We start from the raw sequence: 25119 nt of genomic DNA, 5'->3' as shown, positions 1-25119 counted from the left end.
AAGCCGGTTGACCTCACGTCTCGTGCTCGCCATCCCGGCGGAGCACGCCTTGCACGCGTCCGTTCCTGCGCACCGGCCGGTACGTGCCCTTCGGCGGGTTGGCTGGGATCTGACGCAGGTTCAGTTCCCGGGCCATCGCCTGCTGCCGGCCGGCCTGCTCCATCTTGCGGTGCGCTTCGGCGACGGCGGCTTCAAAATCCAACATCCGCTTCGCGGTCCGACGCTTGTACTGTTCAGCGAATTCAACGAAGTCCATTACCACTCACCTGACTTTCTCATTTTCGGGGTGTCTCCGCTGGCAGGCGCAGGCTCTGGTGCCGGTGCGGGCTCCACGGGAGGTGGAGGCGCTGCAGGCGCAGGCGCCGGAGCGTCAAGTCCGGCGGCCCGCAGCTTCTCGGCTGGCGCCGGCGGCTCCTCCACCTGTGCCAGTTCGGGCGGCGGCGGGATCGTGCCCTCCGCGACCGGCGGTTGCACTGGTGCGGGCGCCGGCTCCGGTTCGGGGGGCGGAGGGCATTCCTCCGAGGTCTCCTCAGTGTGGGCGCAGCAGCTCTCGCCCGGGCATTCCGCCGCCTCCGCGATACACTCTGCGAGGTAGTTCACACACTCGAGAGTGATGCCCAGCCCTATGTGCGCAAGCACTCCGACGTGACACACCTCAGCGGTATCTTCCGGAGGGACGAACAACGCGGCGTCCGCGCACGTGGGCGGGCAGGATACGGTTTCCTTTTCCACAGTGTGCTGTGGCAGGCGCTCCACGTCGAAGTCGAATGCGATGTTGACTGGAGCCGAGGCGGCCACGGAGGCAGCCTGCGTCTTCACCTCGTCGAGGGCGGACGGGACAGTTTTCACCAGCCGCTCGATACACTCTTCGGTGGCAGGCGCTGTTACGGCGGGAGCTCCCGGGGTCGGGCAAGGAGCATCAGGTGTGGTGGGCCGGGCTGTCTCGCAGTCGCGAGCCGCCGGCACCGGGCATTCCCATTCCCGAGGTAGGGCCGGCTGGTGGTCGAGCATGGCATTGCACCTGTCGGTCACCGCACCGAGACAACCCTCCATCTGGGTGTTGCGGTCCTCGACGATCCCAAGAATCTGTTCCATTCCCTGGGCTACGAGTGGCAGGACGATCGCCACTGCCCGTCCAACCGGGTGAATGCGCACGACCGCCAGGAGACCCGCCATCACCTCCGTCACTCCGCCGATTGCGGTATTCGCCGTCAGGTCTATATCCGTCATGGACCTGCATGCAGCCTGCACGTCGTGGTGGATCTCGCGAGCGTTGTTACCCTGTGTCTCCTCCGCGTTCTCGCGGCCGTCCTCGTCGCCGGAGACGCCGATTCCGTGGAACCAACTCGAGGCGCCGTCGGCTCCGATCTTGCTCACCACGTCGATGGCGAATTTGAGCAGGAATCCGCCGATACCTCCACCGCGCGACCCGCTGGAACTGCCCCCTCCGGAACCGAGCAACCTGCCGGAACTGGCAGAGACCACTTCGAGGTTCATGCCGTCAATCTTGCGGTACTGCGAGTTGATTTCATCGGCGAGCGAGAAGATTCGAGACAGCGTCGCCGGGTCAGCTCCCGGGACGGACGCAGCTTCCGCTGCGAGCGAATCAATGTTCGCGGTTACCGCGGTCATAGCAACCCCAATCCCGAAGCATGGACACCGTCCGCCTGCTCCACAGTGTCCATCAACCGCATCACCTGGCGCCAGCCGTCCACGCGGTTTTCCAAGAACTGCACGTTGAGACTCTGCATTCCCTCCAGCGCTTCAGCCAAAGCCCGACCCGAGTCTGGAAAACCGCTGCCGACAGCGTCGATTGGCAGCGCCGGTGGCGCAGCTCTAAGCTGCGAAATCACTTCCTCGTACTGCGCGATCGCGACGGTCAGCCGTTCACGGACTGCCTCCGGATCCACGTGAAGCGGATGTTCCACGAGATTCCCCATTCCCCCTGGCGGCCCAGTAGAGGGCACGCCCTACAAACAGTTGCACCCTGATTAGACTCCCCCGAGCCGGGTGTGGTTCCCTCGATCCCCGATTTTCTTTCGGCCACCGGGATCGCGGGTACAGCCCCGAACTTACACAGACGACACGACGGCCGCCAGCCGCCCCGCAATTTTGCGCGCCTGCTCCTCCTCTGACGCCTCCACCATGACGCGGAAAATCTCCTCCGTGCCCGACGGGCGGAGCAGGACGCGGCCGCTGTCGCCGAGCTCTACACCGGCCTCAGCGACGGCTTCCTTGACCGACGGGGCGTCGGCAATGCGGGACTTGTCCGCGACGGGAACGTTGATCAACACTTGCGGCAGCACCGTCATCACGCTGGCGAGCTCCTGGAGGCTCTTACCCGTTTCCGCCATCCGCGCCATCAACAGAAGGCCCGACAAGGTGCCGTCACCGGTGGTTGCGTGCTGGGGAACGACGATGTGTCCCGACTGCTCGCCACCGAGCGAGTATCCTCCGCGGCCCAGCTCCTCCAGAACATAGCGGTCGCCAACCTTCGTCTCTTTCATCGCGATACCCTCGCGTTGCATCGCGAGCTTAAGGCCGAGGTTGCTCATCACCGTGGCTACTAGGGTGTTCTCCTGGAGGATGTTTTTGTCCCTCATCCCCGTTGCCAGAATCGCCATGATCTGGTCACCGTCGATGATGTTACCTGCCGCATCCACGGCTAGGCAGCGATCGGCGTCACCGTCGTGCGCCAAGCCGATGTCTGCTCCGTGGGCGATCACGGCCCGTTGGATTTGTTCCATGTGGGTCGAACCCGATCCGTCGTTGATGTTGAAGGCGTCGGGGGTGTTGAAAATCGCCGTCACATCCGCTCCGGCCGCGGCGTACGCCTTGGGGGCGACCTCGAAAGCGGCACCGTTGGCACAATCGACGACAACCTTGATGCCTGAAAGGTCGGTGGTCACAGCGCGCTTGAGGTGGGCAAGGTAGCGCTCCTGGGCGTCCGGCGCCTCTTCGATGACGCGGCCGATGCCGGTGCCGGTGGGGCCCGTGTCGTCAAGGTGGTTCATCGCTTCCTCGATGCGATCCTCTACGTCGTCGGGAAGCTTGCGCCCGCCGGCGGAGAAAAACTTGATCCCGTTGTCGGGCATCGGGTTGTGCGACGCCGAGATCATGACACCGATATCGGCGCCGTAATCGTCGGTCAAAAAGGCGAGGCCCGGGGTCGGGATGACGCCTACGCGCAACACGTCCACACCCTTCGACGCCATACCGGCCGCCATCGCGGCAGCGAGCATTTCACCGGACACCCGCGGGTCTCGTCCGATGATGGCGGTCGGCCGCCGCTTGCCTGAGCTCCGGTGCTCCGTGAGCACCGCCGCCGCTGCCGCACCGAGCTTGAGAGCCAGGGGGGCTGTCAGCACTTCGTTGGCTAAGCCGCGTACACCGTCAGTTCCGAACAATCGAGTCATTCGTCTAATTATGCACGACTCTATATTTCTGTCGCGACAAGATGCACACCCCGTGAAACGGCGAAAGCCGCCCCGCAACGAGGGCGGGACGGCTTGAGCCTGGCGCGTTGAAGTGAATTAACGCTTGGAGTACTGCGGGGCGCGGCGGGCCTTGTGCAAACCAGCCTTCTTGCGCTCCACGGCACGGGCGTCACGGGTAAGCAAGCCGGCCTTCTTCAGGGTCGGGCGCTCGGCCGGGTTGTACACGTTGAGCGCGCGGGCGATCGCCAAACGCAGTGCACCGGACTGGCCGGTCGGGCCGCCACCGGTGATCGTGGCCTTGATATTGAACTGACCTTCACGCTCAAGCAGTGTCAACGGCTGCAGAATGTCCTGCTGGTGCAGCTTGTTCGGGAAGTAGTTCTCGAACTCGCGGCCGTTGACGGTGATGGTGCCGTCGCCCTCGGTCACGGTGACGCGGGCAATGGCGCGCTTACGGCGGCCGACGGTCTGGATCGGGCCCTCGTGCAGGGAAACCGGCTCGACAGCCTCATCAGACCCGGCCTCAACCTCGGGAGCGACAGCGTCGCCGATGGTGTAGTTGAACTCTTCCGTCGCGGCGGTTGCGAGGTCGACGTCAACCTCGGTCTCGAAGTTCTCGTCGGTGTAGTTGTTCGGCTCGGTCATTACTGGGCCACCTGCTTAAACTCGAAGGTTTCCGGCTTCTGAGCCTGGTACGGGTGCTCGGAGCCGACGAAGACGTGAAGCTTCTTGATGGACTGGCGGGAGAGGCGGTTGTGCGGCATCATGCCGCGAATTGCCTCTTCGACAACGCGATCCGGGCGCTCATCCAGAGCGCGACCAAGGGTCATGGACTTCAGACCACCCGGGTAACCGGAGTGGCGGTAGCGCATTTCACGCTCGCGCTTGTTCGAGGAAATGTGGACCTTGTCGGCGTTGATGACGATGACGTGGTCACCAGTGTCGACATTCGGCGCGAACTGGGGCTTATGCTTGCCGCGCAGAATGTCTGCTGCGGTGGAAGCGAGCTTGCCCAGCACCACGTCGGTTGCGTCGATGACGTACCACTGACGGGTAATGTCACCGCTCTTCGGATGGTAAGTAGACATGTACGACTCCTTAAAGTCTGTCTAGATGGCTGCCGGCCAGAAAAAGCCAGTGCGCTCGACACGTCCTGACGGCGGCCGGTGGAGACCCGACGGACATGTGCGTGCCTTTCAACACGGGAACACACAGGTAGATCAGCCTAGGGCACGATCTCACCTGATCCAAAACGTCCCGCACGTCAGCTCGAATATATTTCGAACGTATTGCCTAGAAATTATCCGTATTTCCTGCATTTAGACTTGACTACGCTAATATGTTCGATTATCATATGCTGTAACGAAAGGGGGAACATGACTAACCCTACCCAGCACTCTGACACTCGCTTTTTCCGCACACAGCGCCCGGGCGACGCGCGGGCAGAATTGGCACAGCGCAAACGCGACCTCGATTACGAGTTGTATTCGACATGGGCCGATCCGACGTTCATCGTCGACGACCTCGAGCGCGAATTAACCGCGATCCAGGAGGCCACCGGAGAGAGCAAGGCAGCTGTCGAGAAGGCGGTTTTCGCTTATCGACGTCTCATTGACCTGCCCTGGCTCAGAGCCATCCAAGACACCACCCGGGTGCTCGACCTGAAACGTCTCATTTCCGTCGATAACGTTATCGCCGAGCTCGGCCCCGAACTCACCCGGGAGGTCCTGGCGGTGATCGACGAGTTCCTTGCTGCAATGTTTACGCCGGTGAAAGCCGACCAGCCCCTACCCACACCGAATGCGATTACCCACCGGTTGCGCAGGTTTATCGCCAAACTCGACGAAGGTGTCGCCTACGACGAAAAAAAGCGCACGCGGCGCGACAAAGACTCGGGCGACTTCACCGTGCACGAATACCGGGCTGTGAAACGCTCGGGCATGACCGTCGAATGCGACCGCGCCACCTACGCTCTAATCACTGAGTTTCGCCGGCAGGTCGCCCGCGAACATAAACTCTCCGAAGAACAAGCCACGCGTCTCATCCTCACCGGCGGGCTCAACGCCGACATCAAAGTCACTATCTACGGGTACGCACCCCTGACCTCTGAGGGCGACGTGGCGCCGGGAGCGTCGGTGTACTTCCCCGGCCAGGGCTGGACCGACGGCGACGGAACCGAGGCATTCGCGAACCTCGTCGAGGACACCACAGCGCACATCGTCGACCTCGACAAGGTGGCGGATCACCAGATCGCCGGCTACGTCCCGTCGGAAACGATGAGAGCTTACGCCGCCGCACGCGACGGAACCTGCATCTGGCCCGGATGCGATCGCGCTGCTGAACATTGCGAACTCGACCACCGCGTGCCATACGAGGAAGGTGGTTCCACCACACCCGCGAACTTGTATTCGCTGTGCCAGAAACATCACAACGTCAAGACCGACCGGCGGGCGTATTACCTCCCCGATCCCGTCACAGGCGATGTTGTCTGGCTGTTTTCCGATGGAACCTACCAACTGTCCGAGCCCGAGGGGTTCATAGGCGAGCAGCTCAACCGATGCAACCCCCGCTGGAACATCGACCTTGACGCGCGACGGCGTGAACGCGACCGGGTGAGAACCTTCTTCGCCCGGGGCCACAAAATCCTCGACGACTTCGAAAACACGCGGGATGAAATTGCCTGCAAAGATGCCCTCACCACACTCGAAAACGAATACGGCATGAATTTCCCCTTCGACCCGCCCGAACCCATGATTACCCACAACGCGGGGTTCATTGACGAGGAAACAGAACCCCTTGCCGATTACGAAGCACGCATCGAGCGCCTCATCAACAACGACCCGTACCTCAAATACGGCGATGCCATCTACTAAAAGCTTTAGCGCGCCCCCGCGACATACGGATCTGCGCATCCGGTGTTGCGGGAACGCGCTGCGCATCCCCCGATTAGTTGGTCCCCGATATCAATCCTGCCCGGCGCGCGTCTACCTCCCCCGAGCGTGCGGTGCGCCGTCGATAAGCTTGCTAGCCCCAGCTCTGGGCAGCTGCGTTGTTGACCTGCCGCATTCGGTCGTTACCACCCTCGACAGCCTCGGCGACATTGTTGAGGATCACGTTGAGGTCGTCCGCCGCTGCGTCCCACTTCTGCTGGTGGGCATTGTAGGCTTCGGCGGCATCGCCAGTCCACGTCGACACCATGGGCTGCAGTCCGGACTTGAGGTCATCCAGCATGCGGTTGATCTGAGCGACCGAGGCCCGCAGGTCTCCCGCCGCACCGGCCAGCTGGCCGAACTCGTACTTGATGGTCATGTTTCTCCCCTTCTCCTAAATCCAGCTCGTTTAGAGCGCGAGTCCCGCGCTCGCGCCGACCTTCTGCATGTCGTCCATGTTGGACGCCTCAATGTGCTCGTAGTTCTTGGCGTTGTCGCGCAGGTTCTCTGCGATTCCGCGCAGGGCCTCCACCAGGCGGCGCTGCGCGTCGTCGTAATTGCGCATGACACCGTCGAAACTGGTCTGCGCCTCGCCCGCCCAGTAGGAACGAGTGCCCTCGACAACTCCCTGGATTCGTTCGATCTCCCTGTTGACGGCGTTATTGGTGTCGTCCACGTTGCTGGCTGCGGAACGCATGACATCGGCTTCAGTATTCAGCTGAGTCATCTGATCTCCCCCTTGTGCTTATAGCTTGTGCGGCGAGACCGGTTTCGGCCTCATATGTATTGGACTGCCGTGAAGCCTGTGCGGTTCCCTTCCCTGACAAAGTTTTTTTAACCGGCGGCGCGCTCGGCGTTGAAGGTCGCTGAATCTACGGCCATTCGGCAGGTTGCAGCCTGGACCTGGGTCGGGGCCGAACGCGAGTGGCACCCGATGGAAATATGGTGCCCGCCCTCAACCCACGTTTTCCACAGAGCTTGAGAGCCGTCCGTGCCCGTCTCACGGTAGGTGAGCGCGGAGCCCTCGTTGTTGAGCAGCTCCACCTGAGGGTCGTTCTCAATTTCGGTGAGGATCTGCTCGATAAGCGCAGCCGGCGGCAGTTGGTACAGCGGGTCTACTGCCAGCTGCAAGCGGAAGTTCGGGTCCTCGCCGCTAGCCCGCCACATGTCGCCATCGGGTTCGACCTTGAAGCCAGCGGGGGCTTCCACCATCAGCCCCTCCCGGGAGATGACGACCGCCGCGGGAGCGGGCTCTTCGCTTGTCGACGTCTCCTCCGGCGCCACCGGTACTTCCGGCTCGTTCCTGCCCAGCGCGGACATCGTCGCCCAGATCGCACCTGCACACAGTACGACGACCGCCCCGACGCACGCCGCTACCAGCCACGAGGAGCGATGCTGACCACTATCGGCCGAGGGCCGCTCGACCTCGATCGGCTCGGGGTCCTTGAGGGCGTGCCTTCCCTCCCCCTGTGTTTGGTCATGGGTGAGGGTGACGTCGTAGTCCGCCAAAGCCTGCGCGACGCGCTGGAACTCATCCTCCTCCGCCTCAATGTGGACGTGGTAACCGTGCGGCGATGGTCCGACCACACTGCGCACGTAGTTCGCAATCTCGGAGGCGCTGGGGCGGTCGTAGCGCCGGACGTTGGCCAACCCCTCGAACGCGGTGGACGACTGCTTGATAGAGATGGTCAGATCCGGGTGGGTGGTGGTCACGCGTGCTCCTCCTCCGGTGCGAGGGTGGCTATGTGGATGGTTCCGACGTTCTCCCCGCCACGGACAAAGGTCGCCCGCCCCGGAGGCATGGGCCCGGGTTTGACGCCGAATATGGCGCCTTCGTCGCGGTTTCCGTCGAGGATGACAACGTCCGGGTTCAGGTCTTTCAGTGCGGCGAGGACACCGCTGTACAACGCGCGGCCCGTACCACCGAACTTCCGGGCCACGATGAGGTGTAACCCGATGTCGTGCGCGTGCGGAAAAAGCGGAAGAAGCGGGCGCAGCGGTTCGTCCCCGAGCAGGTCGAGGTCGTCAATGACCAGGTAGATGTCGGGTCCTCGCCACCACGAGCGGGTGGCGAGCTGTTCGGCCGTCACCTCGGCGCCGGGCAAGCGCGAGGACAGCGTCTCGACGGTCGCCTTCACCGTTTCTTCCACCGAGCCCGCCGTGCCGTAGGCCGCCACCATGTCCGACCCGCTCGCGTTCAGGTGCGTGCGGCGCGGGTCGATGATGACCATTCTGGCGTCGTCGCGCGGCAGGGCGCTGATTCCCGCGATGAGTGTGGCCAGCAGGGTCGATTTACCGGAACCCCGCGACCCCACGGCCAGCAGGTGGGCCGCGTCGAGGTGGAAGGCGTCGAGGTGCGGCCCGCCGATTCCCATGGGAAGACGCTGGGCCGATGGGGCGTCGATAAGCGACCTGGCGGAGACGTAATGCGGCAGGACCTTCAGCTGCGGCACGCGGGCCTGCGACGCAGTTTGGGCGGCGATGTGTGCGAGATCCTGTTTCGCGGTCGCGGCCACGAGCATGTGTTTGCCGTCAGGGGCCAGGCCCCTGCCAGGTAGGACTGGCACCTTCTTTTGGTTCTTGCGGTCGATCAGGGAATCGGTCGCCTCGCTCATGTGGAGTTCGAGGCGGGTACCGATGAGGTCGCGCACGTTGGTTCGGATCGCGTTCCACCGCTGTGTTGAGACCACCAGGTGAACTCCAGCGGCGGGCCCCTCGGACGCGATCCTGGCCAGCGAATCGCGCAGGTCCTCGAGTTTGGAGTCGTTCGCCACGACGGCGTGCCAGCCATCCACGACGAGGAATATGTGGCGGACCCTGGGGTTGTCAGGGTTGTCAGGGTTGTCAGGGTTGTCAATGTGGCCCAGCACCTCGTCAACGATGCGCCGCGCTTTCTCTTCCTCAGCGCGCGCGGCCGTTCCGGCGACATGGGGCAGCACTTCAAGATCCTGCAGTTGCCCCGCTCCCGCGTCGATGACGTAGAACGCGACGTCAGCCGTGGAGTGCGTCACCGCGAGGGCCGCCACGATCGTGCGCAGCGCCATAGACTTGCCCGTTTGCGGCCCACCCGCGATGGCCAGGTGTCCGCCCGCCGAGGAAAAGTCCACTACAAGGTGGTCCTGGCGCTGGCGGTACGGGTCGTCCACCAGCCCGATAGACACGCTCAACGGTTGCGGCGACTCGCAGACGGCGGACAGTTCGACCACCGGCGGCAGCGGAGGCAACCACACTCTGTGGGCGCTGAGGCCGCGGGCCTCAGCTGATACGCGGGCCTTGGCCACGACGGCGTCGAAAAGCGTGGTCGAATCGTCCACCGTGATCCCAACCTCCTCAAGCTGGGGAGTCTCCCACCCGCGGAACAGACCGACGCTCGGGCGCGCGCCGGGGTCCGTCTCCATTCTCCGCCGGGACAGCGGCCCGGACACGTAGGCGGCGCGGAACCGAGTCAGATCCGGGGACCCCGCCTTGAGGTACCCGCTGCCCGGTTCTCCGGGGAGTTCGTAGGCGTCCGGAACACCGAGAACCTGGCGTGACTCCCCAGCCGAAAATGTCCTCAGGCCGATGCGGTACGACAGGTGCGAATCCAGGCCGCGCAGCTTGCCCTCCTCCAGACGCTGCGAGGCCAAAAGGAGGTGGACGCCGAGCGAGCGGCCCAGCCTGCCTACTGCGACGAAGAGGTCGGCGAAGTGCGGGTGCTGACCCAGGAGCTCGGAGAACTCGTCGACGATGATCACCAGCGCGGGCAACGCGCCGAGGTCGGAGCGGCCACCCAGCCGGGCGTTGGTGTAGTCAGTCACATTGGCGAAATTGCCCGAGCTGCGGAGCAGTTCTTGGCGCCGGTTGAGCTCGCCGGAGATCGCGTCGTACATGCGCTCGACCAGAACCGCTTCGTCCTCGAGGTTGGTGATCACCGCCGAGGTGTGCGGCAACCCCTCGCAGCCGAGGAACGTGGCACCACCCTTGAAATCCACCAACACGAGGTTCAATTCCTCGGGGGAGTGGGTCGCCGCCAGCGAAGTCACCAGCGTGCGCAACAGCTCCGACTTACCTGAACCCGTCGCACCGATGCACAACCCGTGAGGGCCCATGCCGCCATGCGCCGACTCTTTCAGGTCTAGGTGGACGGGAGCGCCATCGGGTGTAGAACCGAAGGGGACGACCAGGCGCTGGCGGGTGCCCTCCCTACCCCGCCACATGGAGTGCGGGTTGAGGTCGTCGATGTCGGAGAAACCGAGCATGGGCAGCAGCTCGCCTGCCTGGCCGGTAGAACCGGCATCGTCGGGGCGCCGGTAGAACGCCAGGTGGCGGGCCACCAGCTCCGCCTCGCTCGTGCTGAAAGGGTCCGGTGCGCCGAGCACCTCCTCCCCCTGGAGGGTGCGGGCGAGGATGACATCGTCGCAGACGAGCTGGAACGTTTCCTCGTCGGCAATGTGGTCGGGATCCGGGTGGACCACGATCACGCAGTCGGTACCCGGGTCGAGTAAAGCCGCGTGCTCGTGGGCCGGGTCTGCCAGCACCACGCGGAACGCGGCGTTGTCCGGCTCCCGTGTGTGGGGAAGCCACTTGGTCCACTCGAATTGCGGGTCCCCGTGGAGGTTGATCATCCCCACCATTTCGGGCCCGTGGAAGAAGCAGAGCTGGCACAGCACCGCCCGCGCGACCTCGGCGGCGCGCGGGCCCACAAGCGACACCGCGGGGAAGGCACCGAGCTGGACCACAATCGGCATCCCGGTGACGGTGTGTACTGCGGCCACCGTCCGGCGCAGGCTGACCGCACACACCGGGTCGAGGTCCTCCGGCGAGCCGGGGTCAGAGACTTCGATCGGGGTGCACAGCGTCGTCGCACCCGTACCCAGGCGCACTTCCAGGGCTTTGGGGGAATCGGCTCCCCGCTCCCACACCCGAGATGTCGGGGTAGCGCTGACCAGCGCGGAGGGTTCCGGGTGGAAGTGGGAAGAGTGGTTGCGCTGCAGGTCGGCATTGCGGCGCGCCGCAGCGGCGAGCGCGTCGAGGTGCCGCAGGTACGTGCGGCGTGTTTCATCGATGTCCCCGGTTTTCTCCGGGGGGTTGATCATCATCATGGCGCTGAGCACCATCATGAGCGGGAAGATCATCATCATCGGGCTGACCGCCCGGCCAGACAGCGCGACCACCGCGACCATGGCGCCGATCGCTGCGACCATCACCACCGGCATGAGTATCTTCACCAGCGGTTGCGGCTGGTCGCGCTGCGCCTCCGGAACCGGTTCCGCGACCAGGTTGCCCTCGGGCAGTGGCGGCGCAGGGTCGGCGGCATGCGCAGGTTGCGACGCCAAAACGGCAGTGTGGTCGAGGCCGAGCACGGCTATTCCCCCTTGTTTCCCCCGAAACTTTCCACGCCCGTCACCCGAGCTGTGGACGCGCTGCAGATTGTAGGCAATAATTGAGTCAGATGCGCGGCGACGGGGGTCCGCGCGCAGCTCACCGGGGGAATTTTCATGGTTGCTACTTCGGCGCACCACATTGTGCGCGTCACTGTCCGTATCGACGTCGCTGCGTTTCACCGCGACATCGACATCACTCTGCCAACGTCGTCCTCATTCGCCGAGATCCTCCCCGAACTCGCTCGGCTGGTGGATCTGCCCGCGATCTCCCGCCCGTGGGAGGTGACCACCGTTGCGGGCGCCGTGCTCGACCCGGCGCGGCCCCTCTACCAGCAGCGGCTCCGCGACGGCCAAGTGGTCGTCCTGCGCCCGCGCGAGCCCGTCACCCCTCCGGTGGTACGCGATGCGGCCGAGTCGCTCGCGGCAACAGCCGATGAAGGCGGCCGGGCGCACGGGCTCGATGCCGCCGCAGCCTGCGCGGGTGCCGTCATGGTGTACGTCCTCGTCGGGATGCTGTTCGGCGCGCTTCCCGCCGTGGGCGCGGCGGCAGTCTCGTTGTTTCCGGTCGCCGCCGTCGCCCGCTCCCGGGTTCTGTTCGCGCTCAGTGCGGTCGCCACCGCTGCCGCGGCGGGTTGGTGGGTCGCGGGGCCACGCGGCGAGTGGGTGGACGTCTCGGAACCCGCACTGGGTGTGCTGGCCGGCGCACTCGCACTCCTCGCCGCCGCGGGCGGTGGGGCTGTGATCAAGCTTGTCGACGCTCGCCTCGCCGCCATTCTTTCCACCACCGCCGTCCTGCTGGCTGCGGGGGCGGCCGCGGCATGGCTGCCGGTAAACACTGCCCCAGCCGCGGCCGTGGTCCTCGCCGGCCTGGCGGCGGTGATCCTCACACCCGGAATCGCAACCCGCGCTTCCGGCATCGCTATTCCGCGTGTGCCCACGGCCGGGGAGACTTTCGCGGTGGCCGACGACTACCAGGCTGACGTGGACGACCGCAGCCGCGTCGCGCGGCGCGTCACCACCGGCATCGCGTCGGCGGTGTCCCTCTGCGTCCTCCCTGCGCTGGCGCGGCTGGGGTTACTCGGCGGCGGGTGGGTGTACGTGTTCTGCCTGTGCGTGGCGGGCGCGTTGCTCGTCCACTCATTCCGCCACCACGGTGCCGGGCCGAGAGTCGCTCTGGCGCTCTGCGCGTTGGGGGCGGTGGTGGCGTCCTCCCTCGCGGCGGCCAACGCCGTCGAACCGCACCCTGTGTGGGTGGGGTTCGCGTTCTTCACCGCTGCTCTCACCCTGACCGCCCCAATGTGGTCGGCGCGAGTGCCCGACCTGGAACCGACCACGCTGGTGTGGCTGGAGCGCACCGAGATGGCCGCGATCATCGCCGTATTCCCGCTCGGTGTCCACCTCCTCGGCGTGTTCGACCTCATCAGGGGGTTGTGATGCGTCGGGTCTGGGCCGCGATGGCAGCGTGCGCGGTATTTCCGATAACCCCGTACGCGGCGGCGCAGGACATCGCATGCGCCGTCCCGGCTCATGTCGACGCCCCAGCGACACCGGAATCGGCGCGGGAGCTGCGGCGCTTTGCCACGGGGGCGGACGTGCGCGTCGCCGTCATCGACACGGGGGTGGCTCCTTCGCCCGAGCTCGATCAGGTCGTGCCCGGTGCGGATTTCGTGGTATCCGGCGCGCCCGATCCGCTCCATGACTGCGACGCCCACGGCACGGTCGTAGCGGGGACGATCGCGGGAAACACGGCGGGGATCGCCCCGGACGCCGAGGTTATCGCTATCCGGCAGACGTCGGCGCATTTCCGTTCGGCCGAACCCGCGGGCTCGGGAAGCCTGCAGACGTTGACTGGTGCCATCCACAACGCCCTCGACCTCGGCGCCCACGTGATCAACATTTCGGTTGTCTCCTGCGTGGATCCCCGCGTCGCGCCTCGCGTGGACGTGGCCGGCCTGGACGCGGCGCTGGGCCGGGCAGAAGCGGAGGGTGCCGTCGTCGTCGCGGCAGCGGGAAACCTCACCGGCGATTGCCCGCAGGGGTCCCACGTCTTCCCCTCCCACTCGTCCACCGTGCTTGCCGTCGGCTCCCGCTCGGACCCGCACACAGTCGCGGATTACTCCATTCGCGTCCCAGCCGGGTCGCTCCAGCTCTCCGCCGCCGGCCGCGTCGCGGCCGCACCGTCGCCGGACGGGAACGGGTGGGCAGGCGGGACCGTGAACGAGAAGGGAGATGTCTTTCCCTTCGAGGGCACGAGTTTCGCCGCCCCTGTGGTCACCGGAGCCGTGGCGCTACTCAAGCAACGCCGGCCCGATCTCACCCCCGCGCGGGTGCGCGAGATCGTCGCAGCCTCCGCAGAACCCAGCGGCGGGGCGATCGACCCACTCGCGGTGGCCACCCAGCTCGCACCGGATGCGCTCGAACACACCGACCGCATGGTCGTGGGCCCGGCCCGGGGGCACACCTCCGCCGCTCCGGGGCGTTGGCTCAAGTTCGCTTCGGCCCTCGCAGTTTTTGTGCTGGTAATCGTTGTAGGATCCGCTCTGCGGCCCCGCGCTGCCTAGTACGTCGCGGTGAGGGCATCGAGCTGAGTCAGCGCCGGACCCTCCGGCAAGAGCGAGATGATCTCCCACGGCACGTGTTCAATGTGCTCCGCGCCAATGACGTCGAGGGCCCCTCGGTCCGAGACGGGGTGGCGCACACCGTTGGCCGACACCACGTGGAATCCGTGGCCGGTGTCGACGGCTACGGCTCCGTCGTCAAGCCCCGCGAATTGGGTGGCCACCGCGCCGCCCGAGAGAGCCATCGACGGCGCGGGCTCGGGCATGATCGCCGCGACGCGGTTCTCACTGGCGCAGAATGCCCCGGACTCGGGATCCACCCACTGCGGGACTCGATCCGGGAGGTGGATCTCCAGCGGAGGATCGGCATCGGGGAGCGCGGCAAGTTCCGAACCCGCGATGTCCCTGCGGGGCGCACCCGCCTCCAGAAGAATCTCGCGCTGCACGCGCGATAGCGACTGGACGCCGCCCTGCCCGCTCAGCGCCCACGAATCTGTGCCGTTGACGGCGATCTCGGGGAGCGGCTCAGGAATTGCTAGAGGGGCTTGCTCCACAATCGCGTCGAGCACCTGGGAGGGCGGGTTCCAGCGCGGGGTGTCGGAATCGATGCCGAGCTTGCGGCGGATGATCCGCCCCTCCGGGCTGTCTGCGGCAGGAAGGAGGCTGCGGCCCCGGCCATCAACCAGCCATTCCCTGCCGTCGGCGGAGGCAAGGATTGATGCCGCCCCCTCAAGCGGTACCGCCGGCGCACCGGCGAAGACCGCCACTTGGTCGGAAGGCGTGCACGCCGACCAGGCCACGTCCGCGGAGCCCCGGGGGGCGAAAACGGACGGCGCGTTCACGATTCCGACGGGCACTCCCCGCGGCAACTCCAGCAGGTTGCTGTCTCCGATGCGCTGAGCCTGCTCCGGCGCCCCCGCGATCAGCCGCGCAGAGGTGAGGTTGGTGACGGGGTGGACGACCCCGTCCACCCTGATGTAGAGCTCACCGCTGCTCGCCCGGAGAATCGGGGCATCCCCCGGATCGGCGTTGGGCCGCAACCAGGCGAATAGCGCCATGATCGCCGCGACGAGAGCAACGGCCACCCCGCTGAAGATGGTTGCCCGCTGCCGTGAGGCTAGCGGGTCGTGGATCATCCGGATGTCGCCGAAGATGAGCCCGTGCTCCACGCGCCGGCGCATGAACCTATGGCCCGACACCTGGGAACGCGTGGTGGGCAGGAGCCGCCGTGGCGGTTGTGCAGACATGATTTCCCCCGAAATAGTGTCCTAGAACTCGGGGTTCAGCGTACAGCAGGTGCCCGCCGAGCGTCGGCCTCCGCGGCCTCCCGGTCCCACTCAGTGGGGCGGTGGAAGCCCTGGGAGGGATCGAAGGGCAGCGGCGGAAGGCCGCCGGGCGAGGCTTTCTCCCCCGACTCGCGCGCGGCGCGAATCTCATCGTCAGTCAAGTTCGCGTTGATCGCGAACACGGTTGTGCGCCCGTTGCGGTACACCGGAGTAGCTCCCGGCGCGGTCCACAGTCCGTCCACCTGCTCAGGAATGGGTTCCAGGTAATCCCAGAAACCGGGCGGGGACACAATGTAGTAGGTTGCGTCGAGGTCACGGGCCGCGAAGTCCGCGATGTTGGCGTAGTCCCTGCGCTGGGTCAGACCGGTTCCCAGCAGGTTGGGGATCTGGAAGATCCGGCTCGTAGCGGAGTCCACCGGGGTTGGGGGGTACAGGTAGTGACGGTGCAGGGAGGGCAGGCCGTGCAGCGGGTACATCCAGCCCGTTCCCTCGCCGGGGTTGTTGGCGATGAGCCCCTCGTACGCGCGGGGTTGAGTTGTCAACCACTCGAAGGCCGCCAATTCGGTCTCCCCGAGTGTCCCGTTGGTGGCGCTTATCTCGATCACGGCGTCGTAGAACACCTTGAACGGCCGCTGCTGCCACTGCACGTGGGCCGCAGCGATGGCAGCCACAAGCGCGATGCTCAGCCAGCGAGGCGCCCCCGGCGCTAGCTTATGGCAGGCGAACCGCACAATGCCCGCCACGGCCACCGCCGCGAACACCGCATACAACAGCGCGGTGGGCAGCACGAGCCGGTGCGCATTGTTGTAGTGCAAGGAGGTGTACGCCCCGAACAAGGCACCGACCGGGCCGTCAAACCACACCAGGGCGTGGGCAGTCAGGGCGATAAAGAGCAGTGGGAGCAGAACGGGCCAGAAGGTGCGCCGCCACACCACGAGAATGACCGCACCCACGATCGCGGCTGTGATGAGCCACCACTGGGTGGGGACGTGCTGCTCTGCGGACCATTGCAGCTCCAGCGCGCGCTGCCATGACTCCGCGCGCGAGATGTCGAGCTGCGTCTCGGCGAACTCCGCCACCTCCTCCGCTTGACCGCTTCCGGCGAGCAGCTGAGGCAGCATGAACAGGGCGCCGATGACGCCGACTGTTACCACGACGAGGGTATTGCGCACGCGGTTGGGTTGACGGAGTCCGGCGAAGAGCCACCAGAAACCGACGAGCAAAACCACCACGGTGACAGGCGACGGGTGCAGCGCGCACACGCCCGCCAGAGTGAGCCCTGCGGCGGGAACGCTCGCCGCGTCGCGGGGGGTGTTGGCTATCGCGCACGCCGCGATACCTGCCATGGACATCGCCGCGAGGTACGGCCACGCCCCCATGTGGTACTCCGAGTAAAAGAGGTTCTGCACACCCACGGCGACGATGGGGGCGAGCCCGGCCGCGAGCGACGTCGTCAAGCCGCGCTTGCCAATGACCAGCTTCGCCAGCAGCGCCGCCGAAATCGTCAGGCCGATCCCGGGCAGCACCAACGACGTCAGGTTCAGCGCGTAGATGATGTCGCGGCCCGTGAGCTCGTGCAGCGCGAACGCCATTACGTGGAAGCCCGTGGGGTAGTACAGCAGCTCATGGGTCTCCACGTGTTGCAGCTCGCCCATCCGGGCGGAGCTCGCGACCCCGGTCTCGGTGATGAACTTGATCACGGAGGCATGCCAGTGCACGTCCCAGCCCAGAAACGGCGTTGACAAGCCCTCCGGCAAACCTCGGTACACGTTGACTGTGCGCGTCATCAGGATGGAGAAGGCGGCCAGGACCCCAGCTATGGGCACCGCTTCTCGACGCCACGACGAACGCTCCCCCACTGCGCCGTACGCGAACCTCCACAGAAGGCCCAGACCGATGAACACCACCGTGCCGAGAAACAGCGACAGGTTCGTCACTGCAATCCCAGCTTCGCCGTAAGCCCACGCGAGCACGCTCCATGCACCGGGGGTAAGGGCGGCCCCGGCGGCGAGCGCCCACGCCGGGCGCATGCCTGCCGCCAAGCCGATAACCGCTCCAGGGATGACAAACAGGCCGACTGCGGAAACGATGACGGGCAGTGTCTCGATCATTGGACCTCCGGAAGCTCCTCGGAGCCGTTGCGCTGTGCGTCGCGGCGCATCTCGTGGAGCTCCGATCGCGTGAAGGCGTCGTTGACGGCGAAGATGCCTGTGGTGCCGCGCTTGAACACGGGCGTGACCCCTTCGCTCGCCCACAACCCCTTGAGTTGTGGATACGGTGGCACCTGACCCCACCAGAAGTTGCCCGGGCTGCTGAGGATGAATCGGACGTCGAGGTCGCGGGCTGCCTGGTCCACCGGGGCCGCTTCACCCAGCGCGTCGGGATGCCGCTGGAGGAGTTCGGTACGGAAGCCGCGGCCGCCGTCGTAATGCTTGTCCAGCGTGGGCACACCGTTGTAGGCGTAGAGCCACGAGTAACCGTCGGCGGGTTCGCCAACGGTCAAGCCCTCGCGGGCCGCGGGCTGGGAGCCCAGCCAGTCGAACGCGATGCGGTCGTTGTTGTTGACCATCCGGTCGTCGAGACGCGGGCCCACGAAAGACTCCTTCGCGCCGTCGTAGGCGCTGTCCTTGGCCCACCAGCACGTCCCGGCACCCGCCGCGACCGCCAGCGCCAGCGCTGCAGCGGCAGTCGCCCGCGTCCACGCCGCCGTCCCGTTCCGCGCGGCCAGAGGCGCGAGTGTGAGCACCCGTATCACCACTGCGGCACCAACGGCAGCGGCCGCGAGAGTGAGCATGCTCACCGGCATGACCAGGCGGTGCGCGGTGTTGTAGTGCAGGCTGCTGATCGCGGCGAGGGCATCCTGCAGCCACCCGCCGAAGGGCTCGAGGACGTTGACAACCACGAGCGCGCTGATAGCGAACATGACCACAGACCAGATTTGGCGACGCCAGAAAATGAGCGCGACAGCTCCGGCAGCCGCGAGCCAGAGTAGAGGCACCGGGTTGAAGTCGGGAAAGAACTGCAGCGAGTGGCGGGTTCGCATGAGCAAGACCGTCGCCCATGCGCCGGCGGGGTCCACGTTCTCCCCTGGCGGCTCCACCGCAGAAACCTCCTCGGCCTGTTCCGAACCCTGCACGATCTGCGGGAGGAACAACCCAGCCGCCACAAGGGCCGGGGCAGCCAGCCAGAAGAAGTCCTTCAGCCTCGAGCGCACCGGGACGAAGACAAGCCTCGTCAGCCAGTAAAGCGCGACCCCGAGGACGACGATGGTCACGGCCGACGGGTGAACGACGAGCACGCCCATGAAACCCACGGCGGCGGGTAACGCCGTCTCGGGCCGTTCCGGCACGGCGCAGAATTGCCAGACAACGATGACGGCGATGAAGACGGCGAACATGTAGGGCCACATTCCCACGTAATCCGGCACCCACATCAGTGTCGGAATGGCGTAGCTGGCGATCGCGGCCAAAGCAGCCGCGATCTGCGTGGTCACACCGCGCGACTGTGTCATGGCGAAAACCAAACACGCCATGGCGGCCGGGAGCGCCAGGGCGGGCAGAATCGCCGCCGCGACGTTCAGCGCAGGAATGGCCTCCAGGCCGCTAGCCTGCGCGAAAAGCGCCGTGCCCGCGTGGAATCCTGAGGGGTAGAACAGATGGCCCGCCGTCTCGAGGTTGCGCACCTCCCCCATGCGGGTCGGGGAGGCCACGCCCTCCTCCATGATGTAGCGCACGACGTTGGCATGCCATTGCACGTCCCAGCCTTGGACGATCGTGTTGGTGCCGTGGGGCAGGCGGTCCAGCCACTTCAACCGGTCGGATGCCAGCATCCACGCGCCCGTGACTACTCCCAGGGCCGGAAGTACCCAGTAAGCGTCGAAGCTGAATCCCCTACCGGGCCGAGCCATGAACCGGCGCCACACGACCGCGCAGCCCAGGGTGAACAGGAAACTGATGCCGAAGGTGAGCATGTTGAACGGGGCGGTTGTCTCCCCCCACATCCAGGCACTCATTCCCATGACGCCGAACGTCACGGGCAGCGCGCTCGCCGCCGCAGCCGGCGCCTTCGCTCCTGCGACCCAGGAAATGAAGAATCCGGGCAGCACGAATAAGGCGATCGCGGCCGCCAAGGCGCCGGTTGCCGTCATTGCCGCTCCGTTCCTGCCGAAACTTTCCTACGAACGTTAGGTGATTCTATTGCCCTCCGCCCCCCGCACGGCAACCGGCGCGCCTATTCGCGCTTCGCCCGAGTTAACGCAGACCTACGCCCGTACTCGTCGGGGGCGGGATACGCGACGTCGACAAGCGTGAGCCCCTTCGCTGGGGCGAGCAGCACCTGCGGGTTGCGCTCGCGCTCACCGAGCAGCGGTTCCACCCACCCGGGCTCCTTCGACCCGTCCCCCACCTGCAGGCACGTGGCCACCAGCGCGCGCACCATGTTCCAGCAGAAGGCGTCGGCCGTCACGTGCGCCTCGTACAGGTTGGGTTCTTCGCTTGTCGACGCCTCCACCCAGCGCATTCCCAGCACCTCCCGCACCGTTGTCGCGTTCGGTTTCGCCTTGCAGAAGGCGGCGAAATCATGCAGGCCGACGAAGGCGTCAGCGACGGCCTGCACAACGGAAAGGTCCACGGGCCTGCGCCACGCGGCAGTATCGCGCGCGCGAGTCGGCAGCGCCCCGGCCGGGTGCGTGGTGACCCGGTACACGTAGCTTCGGGAGAGTGCGGAGAAGCGGGCGTCGAAAAGCGGGTGGGCAGCAGTGACGCGGAAGATGCGCACGTCCTCGGGCAGGAGCTTCGCCATGCGTCGGACGAGGCGGGCGGGATCGCCCTCAATGGACCGCTGTTCCAGCGCGGCGCGGGGAATGTCGACATGTGCGACTTGGCCGGAGGCATGAACCCCGGCGTCGGTGCGGCCCGCGACTGTGAGCTCGACCGGGGTGCACAGCACCATGCCGAGCGCGGCCTCGATCGTCCCCTGCACCGTGCGCAGGTCTGCCTGGCGCGCCCAACCGTGAAAGTCGGTGCCGTCGTAGGCGATGTCGAGGCGCAGTCGTAGCGTTTCATCCGTCATGGTGCCCTGAGGGTAGCAAACGGCCCCGCCCTCCATAACGGAGTGCGGGGCCGCCGGAATCAGGCGCTACGGCCTACTTCTCGTCCTGCTTCTCAGCCTCAACCTCGGTGGTCTCCTCTGCGGGAGCCTCCTCGGCCTGCTTGGAAGCCGCGGCGCGTGCCGCGCGGGTGGCCTCGGTGGACACGGTCTCCTCGAGAACGAGGGAGATGTGGGTCATCGGGGCGTTGTCGCCGGAACGGTTCTCCAGCTTGATGGAGCGGGTGTAGCCGCCCTCACGGTTGGCGAACTTCGGTGCGAGCTCGTTGAACAGGTAAGCGACGATCTCTTTGCTCGGCAACTCGGCGGCGACGGCGCGGCGGTCGGCCACGGTGCCCTTCTTCGCCTTGGTGATCAGCTTCTCTGCGTACGGGCGCAGAACCTTGGCCTTGGCCTCGGTGGTCTTGATTGCCCCGTGCTCGAAGAGGGACATCGCCAGGTTGGAAACAATGTGCTTCTGGTTGCTGGCGGAGCCTCCGAGACGGGCACCCTTCTTAGGGGTCGGCATTTTCGTACTCCTCGTGTGCGGTTGGTTGAGCGCGTGCTCTTTGTTGTTACTCGGTGTCTTCCGCGCTGACGTCGACGTAGTCGCCGGTCTCGGCGTCGTAACCCTCGATCTGGGTGGGGTCGAAGTCTTCCGGTGCGTCCTTCAGGGTCAGGCCCAGCGAGGCAAGCTTGATCTTGACCTCGTTGATGGACTTCTGGCCGAAGTTGCGGATATCCAGCAGATCGCTCTCGGTGCACTCAGCGAGCTCACCGACGGAGTGGATCTCCTGGCGCTTCAGGCAGTTGTAGGAGCGCACGGAGAAGTTCAGGTCCTCGATCGGCAGGTTGTAGGCGGCGATGAACTCCGTCTCCTGCGGGGACGGGCCAATCTCGATGCCTTCTGCCGCCGTGTTGAGCTCGCGGGCCAAGCCGAACAGCTCGACCAGGGTGGAGCCGGCGGAGGCGAGCGCGTCACGGGCGGACATGGAGTTCTTGGTCTCCACGTCGATGATGAGCTTGTCAAAGTCAGTGCGCTGCTCCACACGAGTCGCCTCAACCTTGTAGGCGACCCGAGTCACCGGGGAGTAGATCTGGTCGACCGGGATGCGGCCGGCCTCTCCGCCGGAGTTAGGCATGGCCGGGACGTAACCGCGGCCGCGCTCGACGACGAGCTCCATCTCCAGGCGAGCGTTGTCGTTCAGCGACGCGATGTGCAGGTCCGGGTTGTGGATCTCCACGTCGGCCGGAACCTCAATGTCGCCAGCGGTGACATTGCCCGGGCCCTCCTTGGACACGTACATGACAACCGGCTCATCGGAGTCGGAGGACAGAACCAAGTTCTTGACGTTGAGGATGATCTCCGAAACGTTTTCCTTGATGCCGTTGATCGTGGTGAACTCGTGAAGCACACCGTCGATCTTGATCGAGGTCACTGCGGCGCCCGGAATGGACGACAGCAGCGTGCGGCGCAGGGAGTTTCCGAGGGTGTAACCGAAACCGGGCTCGAGGGGCTCGATGACGAACTTCGAGCGGTTGGTGTCGATGTACTCCTCAGTCAGTTGAGGACGCTGCGAGATGAGCATGAACTTCTCCTTTGTCGGCAACCACTATTTGATGCCGGTAGGAACGGATGACGGAAGGTGGTTCGAAGTAATTGGTTACTTCGAGTAGAGCTCGACGATGAGCTGCTCCTGCAGTGGAACGTCGATCTGAGCGCGCTCGGGCAGCTGGTGCACGAGAATGCGCAGGGTCTCCGGGACGACCTGCAGCCAGGCCGGGACGACGGAATCGACCAGGTTGTCCTGAGCTTCCTCGAACCAGATCATGGCGCGGGACTTCTCGCGGACATCGATGATGTCGTACTGGGAGACGCGGTGGGACGGGACGTTCGTCTTCTTGCCGTTGATGGTGAAGTGGCCGTGAGAGACGAGCTGACGGGCCTGGCGGCGGGTGCGTGCCAAACCAGCGCGGTAGACGACGTTGTCCAGACGGGACTCGAGGAGTACGAGCAGATTGTCGCCGGTCTTACCGGCGAGGCGGTTCGCCTCCTCGTAGTAGCGGCGGAACTGCTTCTCCATCACGCCGTAGGTGAAGCGGGCCTTCTGCTTCTCCTGCAGCTGGAGGAGGTACTCCGACTCCTTGATGCGGGCGCGGCCAGCCTGCCCCGGAGGGTAGGGGCGGCGCTCAAACGACATGTCTCCGCCGACGAGATCGACGCGGAGGCGACGGGACTTACGGGTAGCAGGGCCAGTATAACGAGCCATGATGTATTACCTCTTTTCCTTTCTGCCTTAAACGCGACGACGCTTCGGCGGACGGCAACCGTTGAACGGCTGGGGCGTCACGTCGGAGATCGAGGACACCTCCAGGCCAGCGGCCTGGAGAGAACGGATGGCGGTCTCGCGGCCGGAGCCGGGACCCTTGACAAAGACGTCGACCTTCTTCATGCCGTGCTCCATCGCCTTGCGAGCTGCATTCTCTGCAGCCATTTGCGCGGCGAACGGGGTGGACTTGCGGGAGCCCTTGAAACCGACGTGGCCGGAGGACGCCCAGGAGATCACGGCACCGCTCGGGTCCGTGATGGACACGATGGTGTTGTTGAAGGTGGACTTGATGTAGGCGTGGCCGGCGGCCACGTTCTTCTTGACGACGCGACGGCCGGTACGGCGCGCGCCGGAACGAGTCTTGGGAGGCATGCGTTACTTCTTCTTTCCTGCGATGGTCTTCTTCGGGCCCTTGCGGGTGCGCGCGTTGGTCTTCGTGCGCTGGCCGCGCACCGGGAGGCCACGGCGGTGGCGCAGGCCCTGGTAGGAACCGATTTCAATCTTCCGACGGATGTCAGCCTGAACCTCGCGGCGCAGGTCGCCCTCCACGGTGTAGGAGGACTCGATGGCGTCGCGCAGGGCGGCGAGCTGATCGTCGGTCAGGTTGTCGGTACGCAGGTCGGGAGAGATGCCGGTCTTCTCCAGCAGCTCCTTGGAACGGGTTGCACCGATTCCGTAAATGTAGGTCAGGGCGATCTCCATGCGCTTGTTGCGCGGCAGATCGACACCAGCTAGACGTGCCATGTGGGCCGTGCCTTTCAGGTTGGTACGGTGGTTTTCTCCCCACCCGCCCACGCCACGCGACGCTTTACCCGGTCCTAACCGGATGATGGGTCGTGATTGCGCGCGGCTCCGGCCACCGCGGCCGAAGGTGAGTGACGCACCGCCTTGCGACGGGGCGTTTGGGTAAGGAGGCGGAAAGTAAACTACTTGTAGCGGTAGGTAATACGCCCGCGGTCGAGGTCGTAGGGCGAGAGCTCCACGATCACTCGGTCCTCCGGGAGGATGCGGATGTAGTGCTGGCGCATCTTGCCACTGATGTGGGCCAGAACCTCGTGTCCGTTGTCGAGTTCGACGCGGAACATCGCGTTCTTCAAGGGCTCGACGATGCGGCCCTCAACTTCAATTGCGCCTTCTTTTGCCATACACTCCACTTCCTACAGCACCGCGTTGTCGCAGGTGCCCGACGTATTTTTACGTTGCTACACGGCGCGAGAGAGCATGGGAGAGCCCATGCGCTTACACACCGAGAGACAACTTTACCCGCCGACCTGCACAAATACAAACCCCTCCCTCCGCGCCACGCGGAAAGAGGGGTCGGGTCGCGCCGTAACCCTAGTAGACGACGACCTTGTCGCCGATCTGCAGGTCGTTGAAGTATCGTTCCGCATCCTGTCGGTACATACGGACGCAGCCGTGGGACTTGTAGGCGGGATCCCCCTGGTGGAAAGCAATTCCGTTGTAGGTGAAATAGGTGGCGAAAGGCATCGGCGCGTTGCCGAACTCCCAAGAGATCTCATCCTTGATCTTGCGGTTGACGTAAAACGTGCCGCGCGGAGTCTCGTACCCCGGTTTGCCCGTGGCGACCGTCACCGCACCGTAGTAAACCTGACCGCCATTCTGCAGCCACGAACGCTGGCCTGCGATGTCGACGCAGACCTTCGCATCTTTCGGGCAGGCTCCATAGTCGAAAGCTGGGGCCGGGGCCGGGGCGGGAGCGGCAGCGGGTGCCGGCGCCGGCTCCGGGCGCGGAGTGCGCTCAGCGATGAGGCCCGGGAAGAGCGCCTCGAAAATCTGGTCAATCTGCGCCCGAGCCTGCTCGGGTGCAGCCGGGTTAATCGCCGCGAGTGTGCCAGCCTGGGCGAGCAGGGTGTTGCGGACATACCACGCGTTGTCGCGCGTGGAGGTTGTCAGCGAGTAGTTGACGTGCTGCACAAACGCGTCCAGGCTGTTCGCCGAGGAAACGGGGGCTTCCTGTGCCTGCGCGACAGCCGGGACGCCTGCGAGGGCAACAAGGGCCCCGACAGATGCGGCGATAGCAGCTGCGCGCCGTTTTGCTCTGCTGGGGGCGCGGTGGCGGGGAGTGTTTGACATGTGTGCAGTATAACCGTTGGCGCGGAAAACGCTGAG

24 protein-coding genes are annotated in these 25119 nt (G+C 65.4%); 3 read left to right on the top strand and 21 right to left on the bottom strand.

Annotated elements, in window-relative coordinates:
• Positions 1-13: 13 nt before the first annotated feature.
• The 6 genes from G7Y29_RS01850 to rplM form a co-directional block, all read right to left on the bottom strand.
• Positions 14-256, bottom strand: coding sequence for a hypothetical protein (locus G7Y29_RS01850; RefSeq protein WP_165003570.1), 243 nt, complete (start codon positions 254-256; stop codon positions 14-16).
• Positions 256-1632 carry a hypothetical protein gene (locus G7Y29_RS01845; protein WP_165003568.1) on the bottom strand — a complete coding sequence of 459 codons (1377 nt, stop codon included), beginning with the start codon at positions 1630-1632 and terminating at the stop codon, positions 256-258. Before G7Y29_RS01845 ends, G7Y29_RS01850 begins: the two co-directional genes overlap by 1 nt.
• Positions 1629-1928 (bottom strand): hypothetical protein, encoded by a 300-nt coding sequence (locus tag G7Y29_RS01840; RefSeq protein WP_165003566.1) that lies wholly within the window; start codon positions 1926-1928, stop codon positions 1629-1631. Before G7Y29_RS01840 ends, G7Y29_RS01845 begins: the two co-directional genes overlap by 4 nt.
• Before the next feature lie 144 nt (positions 1929-2072).
• Complete coding sequence (glmM, locus tag G7Y29_RS01835) at positions 2073-3416, bottom strand: phosphoglucosamine mutase (RefSeq protein ID WP_165003564.1); 1344 nt, start codon at positions 3414-3416, stop codon at positions 2073-2075.
• A gap of 117 nt (positions 3417-3533) precedes the next feature.
• Positions 3534-4082, bottom strand: coding sequence for a 30S ribosomal protein S9 (gene rpsI, locus G7Y29_RS01830; protein WP_165003562.1), 549 nt, complete (start codon positions 4080-4082; stop codon positions 3534-3536).
• Positions 4082-4525, bottom strand: a complete 444-nt coding sequence (gene rplM / locus G7Y29_RS01825; protein WP_165003560.1) for a 50S ribosomal protein L13 — start codon at positions 4523-4525, stop codon at positions 4082-4084. The genes rpsI and rplM overlap by 1 nt, the downstream gene beginning before the upstream one ends.
• A gap of 288 nt (positions 4526-4813) precedes the next feature.
• On the opposite strand from rplM, the gene G7Y29_RS01820 reads away from it, so the two are divergent.
• Positions 4814-6310 (top strand): HNH endonuclease signature motif containing protein, encoded by a 1497-nt coding sequence (locus tag G7Y29_RS01820; RefSeq protein WP_165003558.1) that lies wholly within the window; start codon positions 4814-4816, stop codon positions 6308-6310.
• Between the two features lie 151 nt (positions 6311-6461).
• On the opposite strand, the gene G7Y29_RS01815 is transcribed toward G7Y29_RS01820, so the two are convergent.
• From G7Y29_RS01815 to eccCa, 4 genes are all read right to left on the bottom strand, one after another.
• Positions 6462-6746, bottom strand: a complete 285-nt coding sequence (locus tag G7Y29_RS01815) for a WXG100 family type VII secretion target (RefSeq protein WP_165003556.1) — start codon at positions 6744-6746, stop codon at positions 6462-6464.
• Positions 6747-6776: 30 nt separating this feature from the next.
• Positions 6777-7094, bottom strand: a complete 318-nt coding sequence (locus tag G7Y29_RS01810) for a WXG100 family type VII secretion target (RefSeq protein WP_165003554.1) — start codon at positions 7092-7094, stop codon at positions 6777-6779.
• Between the two features lie 107 nt (positions 7095-7201).
• Positions 7202-8080 carry a type VII secretion-associated protein gene (locus tag G7Y29_RS01805; RefSeq protein ID WP_165003552.1) on the bottom strand — a complete coding sequence of 293 codons (879 nt, stop codon included), beginning with the start codon at positions 8078-8080 and terminating at the stop codon, positions 7202-7204.
• The gene (eccCa, locus tag G7Y29_RS01800) at positions 8077-11709 is read right to left on the bottom strand and encodes a type VII secretion protein EccCa (protein ID WP_165003550.1); all 3633 of its coding nucleotides are present in this window, start codon (positions 11707-11709) and stop codon (positions 8077-8079) included. Before eccCa ends, G7Y29_RS01805 begins: the two co-directional genes overlap by 4 nt.
• A gap of 135 nt (positions 11710-11844) precedes the next feature.
• On the opposite strand from eccCa, the gene eccD reads away from it, so the two are divergent.
• Complete coding sequence (eccD, locus tag G7Y29_RS01795) at positions 11845-13164, top strand: type VII secretion integral membrane protein EccD (protein WP_165003549.1); 1320 nt, start codon at positions 11845-11847, stop codon at positions 13162-13164.
• Positions 13164-14291 (top strand): S8 family serine peptidase, encoded by a 1128-nt coding sequence (locus G7Y29_RS01790; protein WP_249399776.1) that lies wholly within the window; start codon positions 13164-13166, stop codon positions 14289-14291. Before eccD ends, G7Y29_RS01790 begins: the two co-directional genes overlap by 1 nt.
• Here the strand turns inward: G7Y29_RS01790 and eccB are convergent.
• The 11 genes from eccB to G7Y29_RS01735 form a co-directional block, all read right to left on the bottom strand.
• On the bottom strand, positions 14288-15535 hold the full coding sequence (eccB, locus tag G7Y29_RS01785; protein WP_165003547.1) for a type VII secretion protein EccB: 1248 nt from the start codon (positions 15533-15535) through the stop codon (positions 14288-14290). The two genes, G7Y29_RS01790 and eccB, sit on opposite strands and share 4 nt — an antisense overlap.
• 35 nt (positions 15536-15570) lie before the next feature.
• Positions 15571-17685, bottom strand: a complete 2115-nt coding sequence (locus tag G7Y29_RS01780; protein ID WP_165003545.1) for a DUF6541 family protein — start codon at positions 17683-17685, stop codon at positions 15571-15573.
• Positions 17682-19721 (bottom strand): DUF6541 family protein, encoded by a 2040-nt coding sequence (locus G7Y29_RS01775; RefSeq protein WP_165003543.1) that lies wholly within the window; start codon positions 19719-19721, stop codon positions 17682-17684. The genes G7Y29_RS01780 and G7Y29_RS01775 overlap by 4 nt, the downstream gene beginning before the upstream one ends.
• 83 nt (positions 19722-19804) lie before the next feature.
• Positions 19805-20644 (bottom strand): tRNA pseudouridine(38-40) synthase TruA, encoded by an 840-nt coding sequence (gene truA / locus G7Y29_RS01770; protein WP_165003541.1) that lies wholly within the window; start codon positions 20642-20644, stop codon positions 19805-19807.
• 73 nt (positions 20645-20717) lie between these two features.
• Positions 20718-21188, bottom strand: a complete 471-nt coding sequence (gene rplQ, locus G7Y29_RS01765) for a 50S ribosomal protein L17 (protein ID WP_165003539.1) — start codon at positions 21186-21188, stop codon at positions 20718-20720.
• A 46-nt stretch (positions 21189-21234) separates the two neighbouring features.
• Positions 21235-22248 (bottom strand): DNA-directed RNA polymerase subunit alpha, encoded by a 1014-nt coding sequence (locus tag G7Y29_RS01760; protein WP_165003537.1) that lies wholly within the window; start codon positions 22246-22248, stop codon positions 21235-21237.
• A 75-nt stretch (positions 22249-22323) separates the two neighbouring features.
• Entirely contained in the window at positions 22324-22929 is a 606-nt protein-coding gene (gene rpsD, locus G7Y29_RS01755) for a 30S ribosomal protein S4 (protein WP_165003535.1), read from the bottom strand.
• 27 nt (positions 22930-22956) lie between these two features.
• Positions 22957-23361, bottom strand: a complete 405-nt coding sequence (gene rpsK, locus G7Y29_RS01750) for a 30S ribosomal protein S11 (RefSeq protein ID WP_092151612.1) — start codon at positions 23359-23361, stop codon at positions 22957-22959.
• A 3-nt stretch (positions 23362-23364) separates the two neighbouring features.
• Positions 23365-23733 carry a 30S ribosomal protein S13 gene (gene rpsM / locus G7Y29_RS01745; protein WP_006839471.1) on the bottom strand — a complete coding sequence of 123 codons (369 nt, stop codon included), beginning with the start codon at positions 23731-23733 and terminating at the stop codon, positions 23365-23367.
• A gap of 182 nt (positions 23734-23915) precedes the next feature.
• Positions 23916-24134 (bottom strand): translation initiation factor IF-1, encoded by a 219-nt coding sequence (gene infA, locus G7Y29_RS01740; protein WP_018017508.1) that lies wholly within the window; start codon positions 24132-24134, stop codon positions 23916-23918.
• 190 nt (positions 24135-24324) lie between these two features.
• Positions 24325-25083 (bottom strand): L,D-transpeptidase, encoded by a 759-nt coding sequence (locus tag G7Y29_RS01735; protein WP_165003533.1) that lies wholly within the window; start codon positions 25081-25083, stop codon positions 24325-24327.
• Between the last annotated feature and the right edge of the window lie 36 nt (positions 25084-25119).

This window comes from Corynebacterium qintianiae (genome assembly GCF_011038645.2).
GTDB lineage: Bacteria > Actinomycetota > Actinomycetes > Mycobacteriales > Mycobacteriaceae > Corynebacterium > Corynebacterium qintianiae.
This window is presented reverse-complemented; position numbering and strand designations above follow the sequence as displayed.